The 15,447-nt window shown below is 71.8% G+C and carries 13 protein-coding genes; 4 read left to right on the forward strand and 9 right to left on the reverse strand.

The window, feature by feature from the left end; genetic code table 11:
- Window positions 1-230: 230 nt before the first annotated feature.
- Window positions 231-1,772, forward strand: a complete 1,542-nt coding sequence (locus SZN_RS41845; protein WP_043727551.1) for a hypothetical protein — start codon at window positions 231-233, stop codon at window positions 1,770-1,772.
- 328 nt (window positions 1,773-2,100) lie between these two features.
- Here SZN_RS41845 and SZN_RS01875 read toward each other — a convergent pair whose 3' ends face one another.
- From SZN_RS01875 to SZN_RS01890, 4 genes are all read right to left on the reverse strand, one after another.
- The gene (locus SZN_RS01875) at window positions 2,101-3,048 is read right to left on the reverse strand and encodes a M28 family metallopeptidase (protein ID WP_007490969.1); all 948 of its coding nucleotides are present in this window, start codon (window positions 3,046-3,048) and stop codon (window positions 2,101-2,103) included.
- Between the two features lie 251 nt (window positions 3,049-3,299).
- Complete coding sequence (locus SZN_RS01880; protein ID WP_007490971.1) at window positions 3,300-3,776, reverse strand: VOC family protein; 477 nt, start codon at window positions 3,774-3,776, stop codon at window positions 3,300-3,302.
- Window positions 3,777-3,949: 173 nt separating this feature from the next.
- Entirely contained in the window at window positions 3,950-4,906 is a 957-nt protein-coding gene (gene rarD / locus SZN_RS01885; protein WP_007490972.1) for an EamA family transporter RarD, read from the reverse strand.
- A gap of 133 nt (window positions 4,907-5,039) precedes the next feature.
- The gene (locus SZN_RS01890) at window positions 5,040-5,897 is read right to left on the reverse strand and encodes an NAD(P)H-binding protein (RefSeq protein ID WP_007490974.1); all 858 of its coding nucleotides are present in this window, start codon (window positions 5,895-5,897) and stop codon (window positions 5,040-5,042) included.
- A 91-nt stretch (window positions 5,898-5,988) separates the two neighbouring features.
- Here SZN_RS01890 and SZN_RS01895 point away from each other — a divergent pair, with 91 nt between their 5' ends.
- The 3 genes from SZN_RS01895 (at window position 5,989) to SZN_RS01905 (ending at window position 7,579) form a co-directional block, all read left to right on the forward strand.
- Window positions 5,989-6,396, forward strand: coding sequence for a winged helix-turn-helix transcriptional regulator (locus SZN_RS01895; RefSeq protein ID WP_043727484.1), 408 nt, complete (start codon window positions 5,989-5,991; stop codon window positions 6,394-6,396).
- A 230-nt stretch (window positions 6,397-6,626) separates the two neighbouring features.
- Window positions 6,627-7,241 carry a DUF6082 family protein gene (locus SZN_RS01900; protein WP_007490978.1) on the forward strand — a complete coding sequence of 205 codons (615 nt, stop codon included), beginning with the start codon at window positions 6,627-6,629 and terminating at the stop codon, window positions 7,239-7,241.
- 155 nt (window positions 7,242-7,396) lie between these two features.
- On the forward strand, window positions 7,397-7,579 hold the full coding sequence (locus SZN_RS01905) for a hypothetical protein (protein ID WP_007490981.1): 183 nt from the start codon (window positions 7,397-7,399) through the stop codon (window positions 7,577-7,579).
- Between the two features lie 285 nt (window positions 7,580-7,864).
- Here SZN_RS01905 and SZN_RS01910 read toward each other — a convergent pair whose 3' ends face one another.
- The 5 genes from SZN_RS01910 to SZN_RS01935 all read right to left on the reverse strand — a co-directional run bounded on the left by SZN_RS01910 (window position 7,865) and on the right by SZN_RS01935 (window position 14,883).
- Window positions 7,865-8,944, reverse strand: coding sequence for a 2-oxoacid:ferredoxin oxidoreductase subunit beta (locus SZN_RS01910; RefSeq protein WP_007490982.1), 1,080 nt, complete (start codon window positions 8,942-8,944; stop codon window positions 7,865-7,867).
- Window positions 8,937-10,868 carry a 2-oxoacid:acceptor oxidoreductase subunit alpha gene (locus SZN_RS01915; protein WP_043727492.1) on the reverse strand — a complete coding sequence of 644 codons (1,932 nt, stop codon included), beginning with the start codon at window positions 10,866-10,868 and terminating at the stop codon, window positions 8,937-8,939. Before SZN_RS01915 ends, SZN_RS01910 begins: the two co-directional genes overlap by 8 nt.
- Before the next feature lie 322 nt (window positions 10,869-11,190).
- The gene (locus tag SZN_RS01920; RefSeq protein ID WP_043727496.1) at window positions 11,191-11,862 is read right to left on the reverse strand and encodes a response regulator transcription factor; all 672 of its coding nucleotides are present in this window, start codon (window positions 11,860-11,862) and stop codon (window positions 11,191-11,193) included.
- Window positions 11,863-12,169: 307 nt separating this feature from the next.
- Complete coding sequence (locus SZN_RS01930) at window positions 12,170-13,552, reverse strand: sensor histidine kinase (RefSeq protein WP_007490985.1); 1,383 nt, start codon at window positions 13,550-13,552, stop codon at window positions 12,170-12,172.
- Window positions 13,553-13,674: 122 nt separating this feature from the next.
- A complete protein-coding gene (locus SZN_RS01935) occupies window positions 13,675-14,883 on the reverse strand; it encodes a sensor histidine kinase (protein WP_007490986.1) in 1,209 nt (402 codons plus the stop codon).
- Window positions 14,884-15,447: the final 564 nt, after the last annotated feature.

Here is a 15,447-nt window from a genome sequence, read left to right on the forward strand (position 1 = left end):
CACGCATGACGGTGCCCGGACGCGGCACAAGCTCCTGGAACGAGTCTGTGACGCCACGGTGACGCCCGCGCCGCGCGCGGCCGGAGAGACTCGACGGTACGTGGACGACGTGTCCGACCCGTACGACCGGGACGTGACGGCGGGGGAAGCGGAACCCGGCGGCGGAAGGGAGCACCATGGAGCCCGACCGCGCGTCGGCGAAGTGCCCGACGCACGTGAGTGAGGGAACCATGTCTCGACTGAGCCGCGCCATGAAGCGGGAACAGAAGCGTGCCGCGGCCGCCGGGGTCTCCGAGGCGGCACCGATCGACGTACGCGTCCCCGCGGGCGGCGCGGGCCACGCCTCGATCGGCGGCGTGCCCGTCACCGTGGGCCCGGGGGAGGAGGTCCACCACGCCGTCCTGACGCACCTCCAGCGCATCGCCGTCGCCGGCGGCCGTCCGGTCCTCGCCCTGGTCCACGACGAGCGCATCGGCTACGTCGTGCCGCTGCGGGTGGAGCAGGACGGCTCCAGCAGCTACACCGCCGAGCCCGTACGCACCGCCCCGGCGCCCCCGCCCACCACCGGACCCGCCGGACCCGCCGGACCCACCAGACCCGCTGGCCCCGTCGGCCTCGCTGAACCCACCGGACCCACCGGACCCGCCGGACCCGTCGGCCTCGCTGAACCCGCGCGCCCCGCGCAGGGGTCGGCGGATCACGCGCCCGCCCCGCGCCCCGCCTCCCCGGCAGCGGCCGGTACCGCGCCGCCCGCGCCGCCGTCCGCCGCGCCCGGCGGCACCGTATGGCCGTCCGCCGCCGAGTCCGCTCGCCCGTCCTCCGGTCCTGGTGAACCCGTCTGGCCTTCGGCGCCGTCCACCGCGTCCACCGCGTCCGGCGAGGCCGGGGAGTCCCAGGAGCCCGGTGACGCCGTCTGGCCGGCCGCCGGCCCCGGTGCGTCCGAGGAGCGGGCGGACGCCGGCCCGGAGCCGTACCGGGACGCCGTCACGCAGGTGCTGCGGCCGCTGCCGCGCGGCGGTGCCGGTCAGGACGCCGGCGACGCGCTGGACGGCCCACCCACCTTCCGGCTGCGCCCGATCCCCACGGGTGGCGGGCCGGCGCGGGTGCCGGGCACGGTCGCGCCGCCGCTCGGGGTGTTCGGGCCGCCGCCGTCGATGGGCGGGGCCGCGGGTGCCCTTCCGGCCGACCGGCCCGCCTCTCCGGGCCCCGACTCCGAGCCCGACCCGCCCCGGGGGTTCGACGCCGTCGCCGAAGCCGTCCTGGGCGACCCGCCCGAGGGCGCCGTACCCGGCACCTCGCCCTTCGCGGGCCCGCTGGAGCGGATCCACGAGGCCGTGCGGGCGGGGCGCACGGAGGAGGCGGCGCCGCTCGTCCGGCAGACCGTGGCGCAGGCGTCCGCCGTACTGGGCCCGGAGCACCCCGAGGTGCTGCGGATGCGGGAACTCGCCGCGTACATCGCCTACTTGGGAGGCGAACCGGAGCGGGCCTTCGCGCTGTGCCTGGCGGCGGCGTGGGCCTACCACCGGGCCGCGGACGCGGAGGCGGCCTACAGCGGGCTGCACGGCGCGGCCACGGCCTGGCGTGCCGTGCGCAACCCGGCCCAGGGGCTGGACCTGGGCCGGGAGCTGCTCGCGCTCTGGGACGAACTGGTGGCCGGGGGCGGCCCGGCCGCCCGGGACCCCGAGGAACTGGAGTCGGCCCGCGCCCGCATGGACCGCCTCACCGCCCGCGCCGCCGCGACGGACGCACCGCCCGCCGGCACCACGGGCTGACCACCGGCCGGCACCACGGGCTGACCACCGGCCGGCACCACGGGCTGACCACCGGCCGGCACCACGGGCTGACCACCGGCCGGCACCACGGGCTGACCACCGGCCGGCACCACGGGCTGACCACCGGCCGGCACCACGGGCTGACCACCGGCCGGCACCACGGGCTGACCACCGGCCGGCACCACCCGGCACCACCCGGCACCACCCGGCATCACCCGGCATCACCCGGCATCACCGGCTGACGACCTCCAGTCGGTCGCTGGACGGGGGCCGGTCGGCGGTCGGCGGTCGGCGGTCGGCGGTCGGCGGCCGGTGGACGGGGCGCGCGCTACTGCGACAGCGTCCAGACCGCGTACGCGACCGCGTCGCTGTTGCGGTCGAGCGCCGTGTCGTTGATGTTGGACGCCGTGTCGCAGGAGGAGTGGTAGCAGCGGTCGAAGGACTGCCCCGCCGTACCGCCCCACTTGGCCGCCTGCGCCGCGGTCTTGGTCCGGCTCGCCCCGGTGAACAGCCCGCCCACCGGCACGCCCGCGCTCTTGAACGGCGCGTGGTCGGAGCGGCCGTCGCCCTCGGTCTCGATCTCGGTCGCGACGCCGAGACCGGCGTAGTAGTCCTTGAAGGTCTTCTCGATCGCCGGGTCGTCGTCGTACACGAAGTAGCCCGGGTTGGGGGAGCCGATCATGTCGAAGTTGAGATAGCCGCTGATCTTCGCGCGGTTGGCGGAGGAGAGGCCGTTCACGTAGGCGCGCGAGCCGAGCAGGCCCAGTTCCTCCGCGCCCCACCACGCGAACCGCAGGTGCTTGGTGGGCTGGTAACCGGACCGCGCCACGGCGAGCGCGGTCTCCAGGACCGCCGACGAGCCGGAGCCGTTGTCGTTGATGCCGGGACCGGAGGAGATGCCGTCGAGGTGGCTGCCGGCCATGACGACCTTGTTGGGGTCGCCGCCCGGCCAGTCGGCGATGAGGTTGTACCCGGTGCGGCCGGACGCCGTGAACTGCTGGACGGCCGTGGTGTAACCGGCCGCGTCCAGCTTGGCCTTCACGTAGTCGAGGGAGGCCCGGTAACCGGTACGGCCGTGGCCGCGGTTGCCGCCGTTGGCACTGGCGATGGACTGGAGCTGGGAGAGGTGGGCCTTCACATTGGCCACGGGGATGTCGGGCGCGGCGGCCAGGGCCGGCGATCCGGGCGCCGCGCCGGCCGTCGATCCGCTGGACAGGAGCGTGACGGTGGCTATCACGGCGGCCGCCGACGCGCGCCAGGAGGCGGGGAGCTTCATGTGGGGGGCTCCGAATTCCTTGGGAATCACAGGGATTCCACAGTGAATGGGTGCCTGGATGGTGAAGGCGGGACTGACTCTCCGTCAAGAGCGGTATCCGGTCAGGTTCGGTCAGGATTGTTCGCATAGCGGGCACGTTGTGAAAGCAGCCGGTCAGCGGGCCGTCCGCCCCCTCACGCGGGACGCGTCCTGGCGACATCGAGCCGGGAGAGGCCGACGACGCCCGCCCTCACCACACGCGGGACGCGCACTCAGTGCACGCAGAACTCGTTGCCCTCCGGATCCGTCATCACGGCCCACTCCCCGGACGGCTCGCTCACCCGCCGCGCCACGCGCGCGCCGAGCCCCGCCAGACGTGCGATCTCCGCCTCGCGCTCCCCGGGCGCCGCGTGCACGTCGAGATGCAGCCGGTTCTTCACCGTCTTCTCCTCCGGCACGCGCTGGAACAGCAGCCGCCGCCCCAGCCCGGTCCCGCTGTCCTCGTCGTACGGGTCGTCCGGATGCCGTACGGCCACCAGGTCCCGGAAGGCGAGCCGCGCGTGGAACTCCACGACGGCCTCCCGGGGCAGTGCGCCCAGCTCCAGCAGCCGCTCGATCAGCGCGTTGTTGTCCTCGATCTCGTAGTGCAGCGCGGCGCCCCAGAAGTCCGCCTGGGACCGGGGATCGGCGCAGTCGACGACGACCTTCCAGTGGAGGGGCGCCGGCCTGCTCGCGGAGTCCTGTGTCATGCGACCACTCATAGGGGGTCGCCGGGCGCGGCGGCAACGTGAATCGCCGGTTCCGGGCGCCGGGCCGCCCGGGGGCCGCAGCGGCACCCGCGGACCCCGGTCGGCGGTCCGCCGCCGTACGTCCCCCGGCCCGCTCCGCGGTCACACCGGAGCGGGCCGGGCGCACCGCCCGCTCAGGCGTCCACAGCGGCGGCGGACGCCGGCTTCCCGGCCCTCGGCACGCTGATCGCGGCCACCCTGGCCCGCCGCGCCGCGCGCCACGCGTCCGCCGTGAGCAGCGACAGCGCCAGCCACACCAGGGCGAACCCGGCCCAGCGCTCGGCGGGCATGGCCTCCTTGAAGTACAGGACACCGAGCAGGAACTGGAAGACCGGTGCCATGTACTGCAACAGCCCCAGCGTCGACAGCGGCACCCGGATCGCGGCCGCGCCGAAGCAGACGAGCGGCAGCGCGGTGACGACACCGGTCGCCGCGAGCAGCGCCGCGTGCCCGGCGCCCTGCGTGGTGAAGGTCGACTCGCCCCGGCTCGACAGCCAGACCAGATAGGCGACGGCCGGCAGGAACTGGATCGCCGTCTCCGCCGCCAGCGACTCCACCCCGCCGAGGTTCACCTTCTTCTTCACGAGCCCGTACGTGGCGAACGAGAAGGCGAGGGTGAGGGAGACCCACGGCGGCTGCCCGTAGCCGACCGTCAGCACGACCACGGCCGCGAGGCCGATCCCGACCGCCGCCCACTGCACCGGCCGCAGCCGCTCCTTGAGCAGCAGCACGCCCATGGCGATCGTGACCAGCGGGTTGATGAAGTAGCCGAGCGCGGCCTCGACGACCCGGCCCGAGTTCACGGACCAGATGTACACGCCCCAGTTGACGGTGATCACGGCGGCGGCCACGGCGATGAGCGCCAGCCGCCGGGGCTGCCGCAGCAGCTCACCCGCCCAGGCCCAGCGCCGTACGAACAGCAGCGCCGCCGCGACGAAGACGAGGGACCACGCCATCCGGTTGGCGAGGATCTCCCCCGCGCCGGCCGGCTTGAGCAGCGGCCAGAACAGCGGGACCAGTCCCCACATGCCATAGGCCGCGAAGCCGTTCAGCAGTCCTATGTGCCGCTCACCCCTGGACCTGTCGCGCACGGCCCCTCCTTCACGCCCTCACCCGGCCGCGCCCCTGCGGCGACCGGGACGAAGGTAACGCCGAAGAGCCCCGCCTGTCATGCCCGTATCGCCATACGGTCATGACAGGCGGGGTGGGGTGGCTCTGCGCCGGTCAGGCCGCCTTGAGTGCCGCAGCCACCGCGTCGGCGAGCGGGGTCGTGGGGCGGCCCGCGAGCCGCGACAGGTCGCCGCTGTCGACCACGAGTTCGCCCTCGGCGATGGAGGCGTCCACGCCCGCGAGGATCACGGCGAACGCCTCGGGCACTCCGGCCCCCGTCAGGATTCCGGTGAGCTCCCGCGCGGAGACGGGGTGCTCGGCGATGTCCCGCCCGGTCTGCCGGCTCAGCTCCGCCGCGTACTCGCCGAAGCTCCAGGCGGCGTCACCGCCCAGTTCGTACGTCCTGCCCTCGTGCCCCTCGCCGGTCAGCACCGCGACGGCGGCGGCCGCGTAGTCGGCCCGCGAGGCGGAGGAGACCCGGCCGGCTCCCGCGGCATGGGTGACCGCGCCGTGGGCGAGGACCGGCGCGAGGTTCTCCGTGTAGTTCTCGTGGTACCAGCCGTTGCGCAGCAGCACGTACGGCACGCCGGACTCGGTCAGCACGGCCTCGGTGCCCCGGTGGTCGTCGGCGAGGGCGGCGGTCAGGCTGCCGGGCGCGCTGGTGTAGGCGAGCAGGGCGACTCCGGCGGCCGCGGCGGCGTCGATGACGGCCTTGTGCTGGCCGACCCGGTCGTTGCCGACCTCGCTGCCGGAGATGAGCAGCACCTTGTCGCCGGCGGTGAACACGGTGTCGAAGGCCCCGGGGACGCTGTAGTCGGCGGTGGTGATCCGTACGCCGAGTCCGGCGAGGCCGGCGGCCTTCCCGGGGTTGCGGACGACGGCGGTGACCTGGTCGGCCGGCACCTTCTCCAGCAACTGCTCCACGACATGGCGGCCCAGGTGTCCGGTGGCTCCGGTGACGACGATGCTCATGATCAGAACTCCTCGCGGGGGTGGGGATGCCACTCACCCTAAAAGGAGCGCTAACTGAACGAAAGTAACCACTTTGAAGTAAGGTACTGGCATGACAGTAAGCAGCGCGGAGAGCACGGTGCCCGGCCGGTACACCGTCGGTGAGCAGATGTGCCCGCATCGCCTGGTCGTCGAGCACGTCACCAGCCGCTGGGGCGTCCTGGTCCTGATCGAGCTGCTCGACCGCCCCTACCGCTTCAGCGAGCTGCGCCGGGCGATCGGCCGGGTCAGCGAGAAGATGCTGGCCCAGACCCTGCAGACCCTGGAGCGCGACGGCCTGATCCACCGCGACGCCAAGCCGGTCATCCCGCCGCGGGTCGACTACTCCCTCACCGGCCTCGGCCGCGAGGCGGCCGAGCAGGTGCGCGCCCTCGCGCTGTGGACCGAGCGGCGGATGGACGAGGTGCAGAAGGCGCGGGAGGCGTACGACGCCCGCAAGGGCGCCGCTGAACTGGGCTGACGCGCCGGCCGTGCGCCGCTCCTCAGGCATGCCGACGGTCGCCCGGGGGCACACATGAGTCAGGGCGTCGGCCGGCCGGAGCGACACGTCCTTCCATGCGCCCCCTCTCCGCCTCCCGCGCAGCCTTGAGTGGACGGGCACGCTGGATGCGGAGTGTCATACCCACCGTGCATCCGCCCACGATCCCGCCCAGCGGTGCGCGGTTACCTGATCCAGGGGGACTATTTGACATGGCCACACAGATTCCGGCGGCGCGGGCCAGCAGGATCGGTTCTGCGTTAGCGGCGGGACTCGGCCTGATACGCACCCTCTTCACCCGTGCCGGTACCCGGCGCCGACGCCAGGAGGAGATCCTGGGAGACCTGCTCCGCCAGCTCACACTGATGACCGAGGAGATCCACCGGGCGAATCTGATCCAGCAGTACCGCCTGACCCTCGACCAGATGGACCGGGCCATCGACGACCCCGCGCTGGCCGACGCGGGCAGCACGCTGACCGGCCTCCCGGTCGCCAAACGACGGCAGATGATCTTCGCCAACCGCGAGTACGGCAGCCTCCTCATGTCCTACCGCGTGGGCCTGTACGACTGGGACGAACTGCTCGGACACCTCCGGGTGCTCTGCCGCAACAAGCTCTTCGCCGAATACTGGGACCGCACCGCCGAACACCGCCGCTCGCTGCCCGAGGGGTCGGTCGAGGCGAAGGTCGGGGCCGTCGTCGACGTCATGATCGAGGAGCTGGCGGACGATCCCGAGGAGTGGTGGGTCGTGGGGCCGTCCTCCTCCGGTCCGCCCCCTCGCCCTGGCGCGGGCGAGTCCGGCCCGCCCGGCGGCCACCAGAGCTGACGGAACGTCACAGCCGTTGCCGCGGGCTGTATTCGGGTGCGCCGGATTAGGTCGTCCCCCGCTTGGGATGGCATGATCGGCGCGTGTCAAGATTCGCTGCCCTCAGCGTCGTGCGCCGTATCGGCGACCCTCCCCGGCTGAGGGGAAGCGGCACGATGGAGACTTGTCCGGACATCTTCGAACTGAGTGACGGGAACTTCGCCGTCATCGGTACGGAAGCCACCGCCGACCTGGAGCCGCTGCTCCCGGCGGACGCCGCCCGCGGCGCCGACGAGCGCATCGTCGTCATCACCCGCGACACCCTCGTCCGCGCCAAACGGGACCTCCCCGACGCCTGACCCCACGGGACCTGGACCGACCCCTGGCCGACAGGACCTGACGGACGGGTGTCCGACAGGTCCCGACGGGCATCTGCGTGGCAGGGCTGCCGGACGCCTGCGGGGCGGGACTCGTCGGACATCTGTGCGATGAGGCCCGGACGCTCCGACTGTCCAGGCCCTCACCTGCCGGCCGGACCGCTCCGTACCTGCCGGCCGACCCGCTCGTCACCCGTCCGCCGTCCGTGCCCTCACCTCACGGCAAGCCCACCCTCTGACGGCTGGCCCTTCGCCGAGGGCAGGCCGTCAGCCGACGACCGTCCAGGTGTCGCCGCCCGCCAGCAGCGCCGACAGGTCGCCCTTGCCGTTCTGCTCGATCGCGCCGTCCAGTTGGTCGGCCATCAACGTGTCGTACACCGGCCGCTCCACCGAACGGAACACGCCGATCGGCGTGTGGTGCAGGGTGTCCGGGTCGGCCAGCCGGGACAGGGCGAAGGCCGTGGTCGGGGACGCCGCGTGGGCGTCGTGGACCAGGATCTGCGACTCGTTCTCCGGCGTGACGGTGACGACCTCCAGGTCGCCGGTGCGCACGTCCCGCACGACGCCGCGTGAGCCGTCCGTCCCGAAGCGGATCGGCTGCCCGTGCTCCAGGCGGATCACCGCCTCCTCCGCCTGCTGCTTGTCCTTCAGGACCTCGAAGGCGCCGTCGTTGAAGATGTTGCAGTTCTGGTAGATCTCGATCAGTGCCGTCCCCTTGTGGGCGGCGGCCTCCCGCAGCACCTGCGTCAGGTGCTTGCGGTCGGAGTCGACCGTTCGCGCCACGAAGGACGCCTCGGCACCGATCGCGAGGGACACCGGGTTGAAGGGCGCGTCCAGGGAGCCCATCGGCGTCGACTTGGTGATTTTGCCGACCTCCGACGTGGGGGAGTACTGCCCCTTCGTCAGCCCGTAGATCCTGTTGTTGAACAGCAGGATCTTGAGGTTGACGTTGCGCCGCAGGGCGTGGATCAGGTGGTTTCCGCCGATCGACAGCGCGTCACCGTCTCCCGTGACCACCCACACCGACAGATCCCGGCGCGAGGTCGCGAGCCCCGTCGCGATCGCGGGGGCACGGCCGTGGATGGAGTGCATCCCGTAGGTGTTCATGTAGTACGGGAAACGGGACGAGCAGCCGATGCCCGAGACGAAGACGATGTTCTCCTTGGCCAGGCCCAGCTCCGGCATGAAGCCCTGCACGGCGGCCAGGATCGCGTAGTCACCGCAGCCGGGGCACCAGCGCACTTCCTGATCGGACTTGAAGTCCTTCATGGACTGGCGGGCCTCGGCCTTGGGGACGAGGGAGAGCGCCTCGATCGTGGCCGTGCCTTCCCTGGACGTCTCAGGCATCGATGGCCTCCTTGAGAGCCTTGGCGAGCTGTTCCGCCTTGAACGGCATGCCGTTGACCTGGTTGTACGAGTGCGCGTCCACCAGGTACTTCGCCCGGATGAGGGTGGCGAGCTGGCCGAGGTTCATCTCGGGGATCACCACCTTGTCGTAGCGGCCGAGCACCACGCCCAGGTTGCGCGGGAACGGGTTCAGGTGGCGCAGATGCGCCTGCGCGATGGACTCCCCGGCATTGCGCAGCCGCCGCACCGCCGCGGTGATCGGCCCGTACGTCGACCCCCACCCCAGCACCAGCGTCCGCGCGCCGTGCGGGTCGTCGACCTCCAGCTCCGGCACCTCGACGCCGTCGATCTTGGCCTGGCGGGTGCGGACCATGAAGTCGTGGTTGGCCGGGGCGTAGGAGATGTTCCCCGTGCCGTCCTCCTTCTCGATGCCGCCGATACGGTGCTCCAGGCCCGGCGTCCCCGGCACCGCCCAGGGCCGGGCGAGCGTCTGGGGGTCCCGCTTGTACGGCCAGAAGACCTCGCTGCCGTCCTCCAGCGTGTGGTTCGGACCCTGCGCGAACTGCACGGTCAGGTCCGGCAGCTCGTCCAGTTCCGGGATCCGCCACGGCTCGGAGCCGTTGGCCAGGTAACCGTCCGACAGGAGCATGACCGGCGTGCGGTAGGTCAGCGCGATCCGTGCCGCCTCCAGCGCAGCGTCGAAGCAGTCCGCCGGCGTGCAGGGCGCGATCACCGGTACCGGCGCCTCGCCGTTGCGGCCGAACATCGCCTGGAGAAGGTCCGCCTGCTCGGTCTTGGTGGGCAGACCGGTGGACGGGCCGCCGCGCTGGATGTCGATCACCAGCAGCGGCAGTTCCAGCGAGACGGCGAGGCCGATCGTCTCCGACTTCAGCGCCACACCCGGCCCTGAGGTCGTCGTCACCGCGAGCGAGCCGCCGAAGGCCGCGCCCAGCGCCGCCCCGATACCGGCGATCTCGTCCTCGGCCTGGAACGTCCGCACACCGAAGTTCTTGTGGCGGCTCAGCTCGTGCAGGATGTCCGACGCCGGGGTGATCGGGTACGAGCCCAGGTACAGCGGCAGGTCCGCCTGACGGGACGCGGCGATCAGCCCGTAGGACAGCGCCAGGTTCCCCGAGATGTTCCGGTAGGTGCCGACCGGGAACGCCGTGGTCGCCGGGGCGATCTCGTAGGAGACCGCGAAGTCCTCGGTCGTCTCCCCGAAGTTCCAGCCCGCGTGGAAGGCGGCGATGTTCGCAGCCGCGATGTCGGGCTTCTTGGCGAACTTCGATCGCAGGAACCTCTCGGTGCCCTCCGTGGGACGGTGGTACATCCAGCTCAGCAGGCCCAGTGCGAACATGTTCTTGCTGCGCTCGGCCTCCTTGCGGCTGAGGTCGAACTCCTTCAGCGCCTCCACGGTCAGCGTGGTCAGCGGCACCGGGTGGAGGCTGTAGCCGTCGAGCGATCCGTCCTCCAGCGGCGAGGTCCCGTAGCCCACCTTCTGCATCGCCCGCTTGGTGAACTCGTCCGTGTTGACGATGATCTCCGCGCCCCTCGGCAGATCGCCGATGTTGGCCTTCAGGGCCGCCGGGTTCATCGCGACCAGCACGTTCGGGGCGTCGCCCGGGGTCAGGATGTCGTGATCCGCAAAATGCAGCTGAAATGACGAGACACCCGGAAGGGTTCCGGCGGGTGCGCGGATCTCGGCGGGGAAGTTCGGCAGCGTCGACAGGTCGTTGCCGAAAGTCGCCGTTTCCGAGGTGAACCGGTCGCCGGTGAGTTGCATACCGTCGCCCGAGTCGCCGGCGAAACGAATGATCACCCGGTCCAGCCGGCGAACGTCCTTCGCCGTCCCTGCCGGTTTGCGCTGCTCTCCCACGACGGGTTCGTCGGCCTGCTCCGTTGGGCTACTGACCTGGCTGGTCACTGAACTGGACCTCCTTCGAGGCGGCTGTCTGGGCATGGCCTTCCCGCAAGCCTTCCCAGGATCAACCCTACGTCCGTAAAGGTCGCCCTCCCGGGGCCATTCGCATGACGGACATCAATCCGGGACCGCGCCCCACCCTGGATTCTCACGTTGCCCACGCCCCCGTCGCTGGTCGTGAAGACGCTCCGCGTTCTTTGTTCGGTTGCCGATTCCCCCACGGCCGGGTACACGCGAGCCGCGACATGGATGTCGTGTTCACGCGAGCCGGCCGGTGCCGTCCGCTGATGGGCAGTCCTCCCTCGACTGACACGGTGTCGGTCCATCAAGAGTTCAGGTACGTGAGCACCGCGAGCACGCGCCGGTGATCGCCGTCGCTCGGGGAGAGCCCGAGCTTGAGGAAGATGTTGCTGACGTGCTTCTCGACGGCGCCGTCGCTCACCACGAGCTGCCGCGCGATCGCGGAGTTGGTCCGCCCCTCGGCCATCAGCCCCAGGACCTCCAGCTCGCGCGGGGTGAGCCGGGCCAGCACGTCCTGCTTGCGGCTGCGGCCCAGCAGCTGGGCGACGACCTCCGGGTCCAGGGCCGTGCCCCCCTGGGCCACCCGCACCACCGCGTCCACGAACTCACGGACCTCGGCCACCCGGTCCTTGAGCAGATACCCCACCCCGCGACTGGAGCCGGCCAGCAACTCGGTGGCGTACCGCTCCTCCACGTACTGCGAGAGCACCAGCACCCCGAGTCCCGGATGTGCTCGGCGCAGCTGCACCGCCGCGCGAACGCCCTCGTCGGTGTGCGTGGGCGGCATCCGCACGTCCGCGACCACCACGTCCGGCAGCTCGCCCAGCCCGTCCAGCTCCGTGATGGTCTTGACCAGCGCTTCGCCGTCCCCGACCCCCGCCACGACCTCATGCCCTCGGTCCGTCAACAGCCGGGTCAGCCCCTCCCTGAGCAGCACCGAATCCTCGGCGATGACCACCCGCACCCTGTTCTCCACGATCTTCGGCCCCCGAGCCTCGGCGTTCGGCCGAGTCTCCCCCCGGCCCTGACGTCCCTTCGCGATCTCAGTATCCCGCGATCGGGTCGTCCCCACCGGGCCTGTGGATAACTCCAGGGAAAGTCGCAGGAGCGCGTTGCGACGCAGGGGAGGAGGGGGCGGTAGGAGGGGGGATGCCCGGCCTGAAGCGGGGGTTCGAGGGGGCCGCGGGGCCCGTTACTCGGGCGATGGCCGGGGGGTGTGTGGCGGTGCCGGCCGCGCGAGCGGGAAGGGGTGTCGCGGCAGGCCCTGACCTGCGGGGCGGGGGCTACGCCCTTCGCCAGGGCAGTTCCGCCGTGACCCGGGTCGGACCCCCCACCGGTGAGTCCACCACGAGGATGCCGTCCACCGCGTCCAGCCTCTCCGCCAGCCCCGACAGTCCCGAGCCGCCGGAGGTGGCCGCGCCGCCCACGCCGTTGTCCACGACCTGGAGCATCAGACGGTTCTCCACCCGCCAGACGTCCACGGCCGCCCGGGTGGCCCGCGCGTGCTTGCTGATGTTCTGCAGCAGCTCCGACACCGTGAAGTACGCGATCCCCTCGATTGCCGGCACCGGACGCTCCGCCAGGTCGACCTGCACCTCCACCGGCACGGTGCACCGCGAGGCCACCGCCGACAGGGCCGCGTCCAGTCCTCGGTCGGTCAGGACCGCCGGATGTATGCCGCGTGCCAGGTCACGCAGTTCCTGCAAGGCCGTCTTGACCTCGCCGTGCGCCTCGTCGACCATGCGGGCCGCGGCCTGAGGGTCCTCCGAGAGCTTTTCCTTGGCCAGACCGAGATCCATGGCCAGCGCCACCAGCCGGGCCTGCGCGCCGTCGTGCAGGTCGCGCTCGATGCGGCGCAGGTCGGCCGCCGCCGTGTCGACCACGGCCCCGCGGTCCGACTCCAGCTCCACCACGCGCGTGGCCAGCCGCGACGGTCCGAGCAGCCCGTGCACCATCACCCGGTCCACCGTCGTCAGCGCCCGCACGATCCAGGGTGAGGCCAGCGTGAACAGCAGGCCCACCAGCGCGGTCATCGTGATCTCGAAGGGGCTGTCGAGATACAGGCGACGCGTCTCGTCGCCGTACACCTGGAGGCCGTCCTGGCCGGCCCACATCGGGAAGACCCAGAACCACAGCGGATACGTCAGCAGCGCCCAGCCGTACACCCAGACGTTCAGCGCCACCACGAAGGAGAACAGCGACCAGGGGAACTGGATGATCGCGTACAGCAGGGTCCGCCAGGACGTGCCGCTCTTCAGCACGGCACCGATCCATGCCATGAACCCGCTCCGGCGCATCCGCAACGGCTCGGGCTCGGCCACCTCAAGGCCCAGCAGGGCACGCGCGCGAACCCGCTCCAGCGCCCCGAATCCGCGGCAGCCGACCAGGGCGGCCGCCAGCACCGGGATGCCGAGGAACGTCACCAGCAGGCCCAGGCCCAGCGACACCATCGTGAGGGCGTAGACGAAGAGCATGATGCCGATCGGCAGGCTCAGCAGCACATAGCCGAACTCACGCCAGCTGCGTGCCTCGAACGGTGCCCGCAGTCCGGCCGGCAGCCGGTGCCGCCGCCCGCCGTCGTGCTCGGGAAGGCCGCGCTCGGGGAGGCCGAGTCCGTGGTCCGGTCCGTAGTCCTGCCTGTAGCCCTGTCCGTAGTCCGTGGCCATCGGCGTCGTCCGTTCTCCTCGTCGCGTCTGCCCCGGCGGGGCTGTCCGTCGTACCTCCACCCTCCTGGACCGCTGGTCAGCGGAACATGGAGGTCGTCGGCCTCTTCGACGGGGGGTTTTCCCTACCCCCGGTCCTCCGAGCGGTTCCGCCAGGGCAGCTCCGCCGTCACGGTCGTAGGACCGCCGAGCGGTGACTCGACGACGAACAGGCCGTCCACGGCGTCCATCCGGTCGGCCAGCCCGCGTATGCCCGAACCGCCGTCGAGACGCGCGCCCCCCTGGCCGTCGTCCCACACCTGGATGAGCAGGCGGTCCTCCGTGCGCCAGACCTCCACCGACGCCGACCTCGCCCGGCTGTGCTTGCTGACGTTCTGCAGCAGCTCGGAGACGGTGAAGTAGGCGATGCCCTCGATGGCCGCGACCGGCCGGGACGGCAGGTCGACCGTCACCTTCACCGGCACCGTGCAGCGCGAGGCGACCGCCGACAGGGCGGCATCCAGGCCGCGGTCCGTCAGCACGGCCGGATGGATCCCGCGCGCGAGATCGCGCAACTCCTGCAGCGCGAGCTTCACCTCGCCGTGCGCCTCGTCCACCATCGCCGCCGCCGCGTCGGGATCCTCCAGCAGCTTCTCCTTTGCCAGACCGAGCCCCATGGCGAGGTTCACCAGCCGGGCCTGTGCGCCGTCGTGCAGGTCGCGCTCGATGCGGCGCAGGTCGGCCGCTGCCGTGTCCACGACGACTCCGCGGTCCGACTCCAGTTCGGCGATGCGGCGCTCCAACTCGTCGGAGGGCGACAGCAGACCGCGCACCATGGCCCGGTCCGCGTTGGTGAGGCCCCGCGCGATGAACGGCAGCACCGGCCACAGCACGAACAGCGACGTCAGCGTGATGGTGAAGGTCAGAATGCCCCAGGGCAGGCGGATGAAGTCGTACAGGGTCGTGCGCCAGCCCACCGGGTCCTTCAGGGTCTGCCACAACTGAGGGAAGAAGCCGTGCTTGCCGCCACGCAGCGGCAGCCGGCTCGGCTCGTCCACCCGCACCCCGAGCAGCGCCCGCGCGCGTGCGCGTTCCAGCTTGCCCAACTGCCGCGCGCCCATCAGGCCGGCCGCGAGCAGCGGGAAGCCGATCACCGTCACGGTCAGGAAGGCACTGGTGGACAGCACTGTCACGACGTAGACGAAGCCGAACAGGGACATCGGAAGGTTCGCCAGAAGGTGCGCGATCTCCTTCCAGGTGTGCCGGTCGTAGGCGAAACGGGCCGGCGGCAGCGGTGGCTGCTCGGCCTCGGACCGCCCGGAGGCGTCCCGAGAAGAGCGGGGGCGTTCGGTCATATGGGCTAGCGTGCCGGGCCGGCGGCCGTCACGCCATGAGGCGGGCCGCCCTCGTGTCCGGGGGAAAACCCCACCCCCGGGACCCGTCGGCGGCCGGACGTTCCTGGTGCCGGGATCACGCCGGGGACACCCGTGGGATACCCGGTGGGATACCCGTGGACAGCCGGCGGGATACCCCGTGGACAGCCTGGCAGTCGGCTCGCCGATGTCCCGATGGCCCCATGCCCCATGGCCCCATGGCCCCATGGCCCCATGGCCCGATATCCCGACGGCCGTCCGGTCGCCGTCCGGAGCGGCGTCCTGGCGGTCGGCTCCGCGTCCGCCGGCGGCCCGCGCGCGTATCGACGGGATCTCAAGGTGTGACGGGCTGCTTACGGTCTCTTTAGCAGGGCCTAGACTCCCGTGCGTACAGATCGTCGGACAGCGGTGTTCACAAGATCCGGCGGTGTCCGCGGGGCACAACCGTGGTCATGCGATCACCCGTCGCGGGACACTGGATCCAGGGTGGTCCGAGGGCGGGGCGGGGGCCGGTCCTGGGACGTCGGTCACTAGGTCAGGGAGCGA

This window comes from Streptomyces zinciresistens K42 (genome assembly GCF_000225525.1).
In the GTDB taxonomy this organism is placed as follows: Bacteria; Actinomycetota; Actinomycetes; order Streptomycetales; family Streptomycetaceae; genus Streptomyces; species Streptomyces zinciresistens.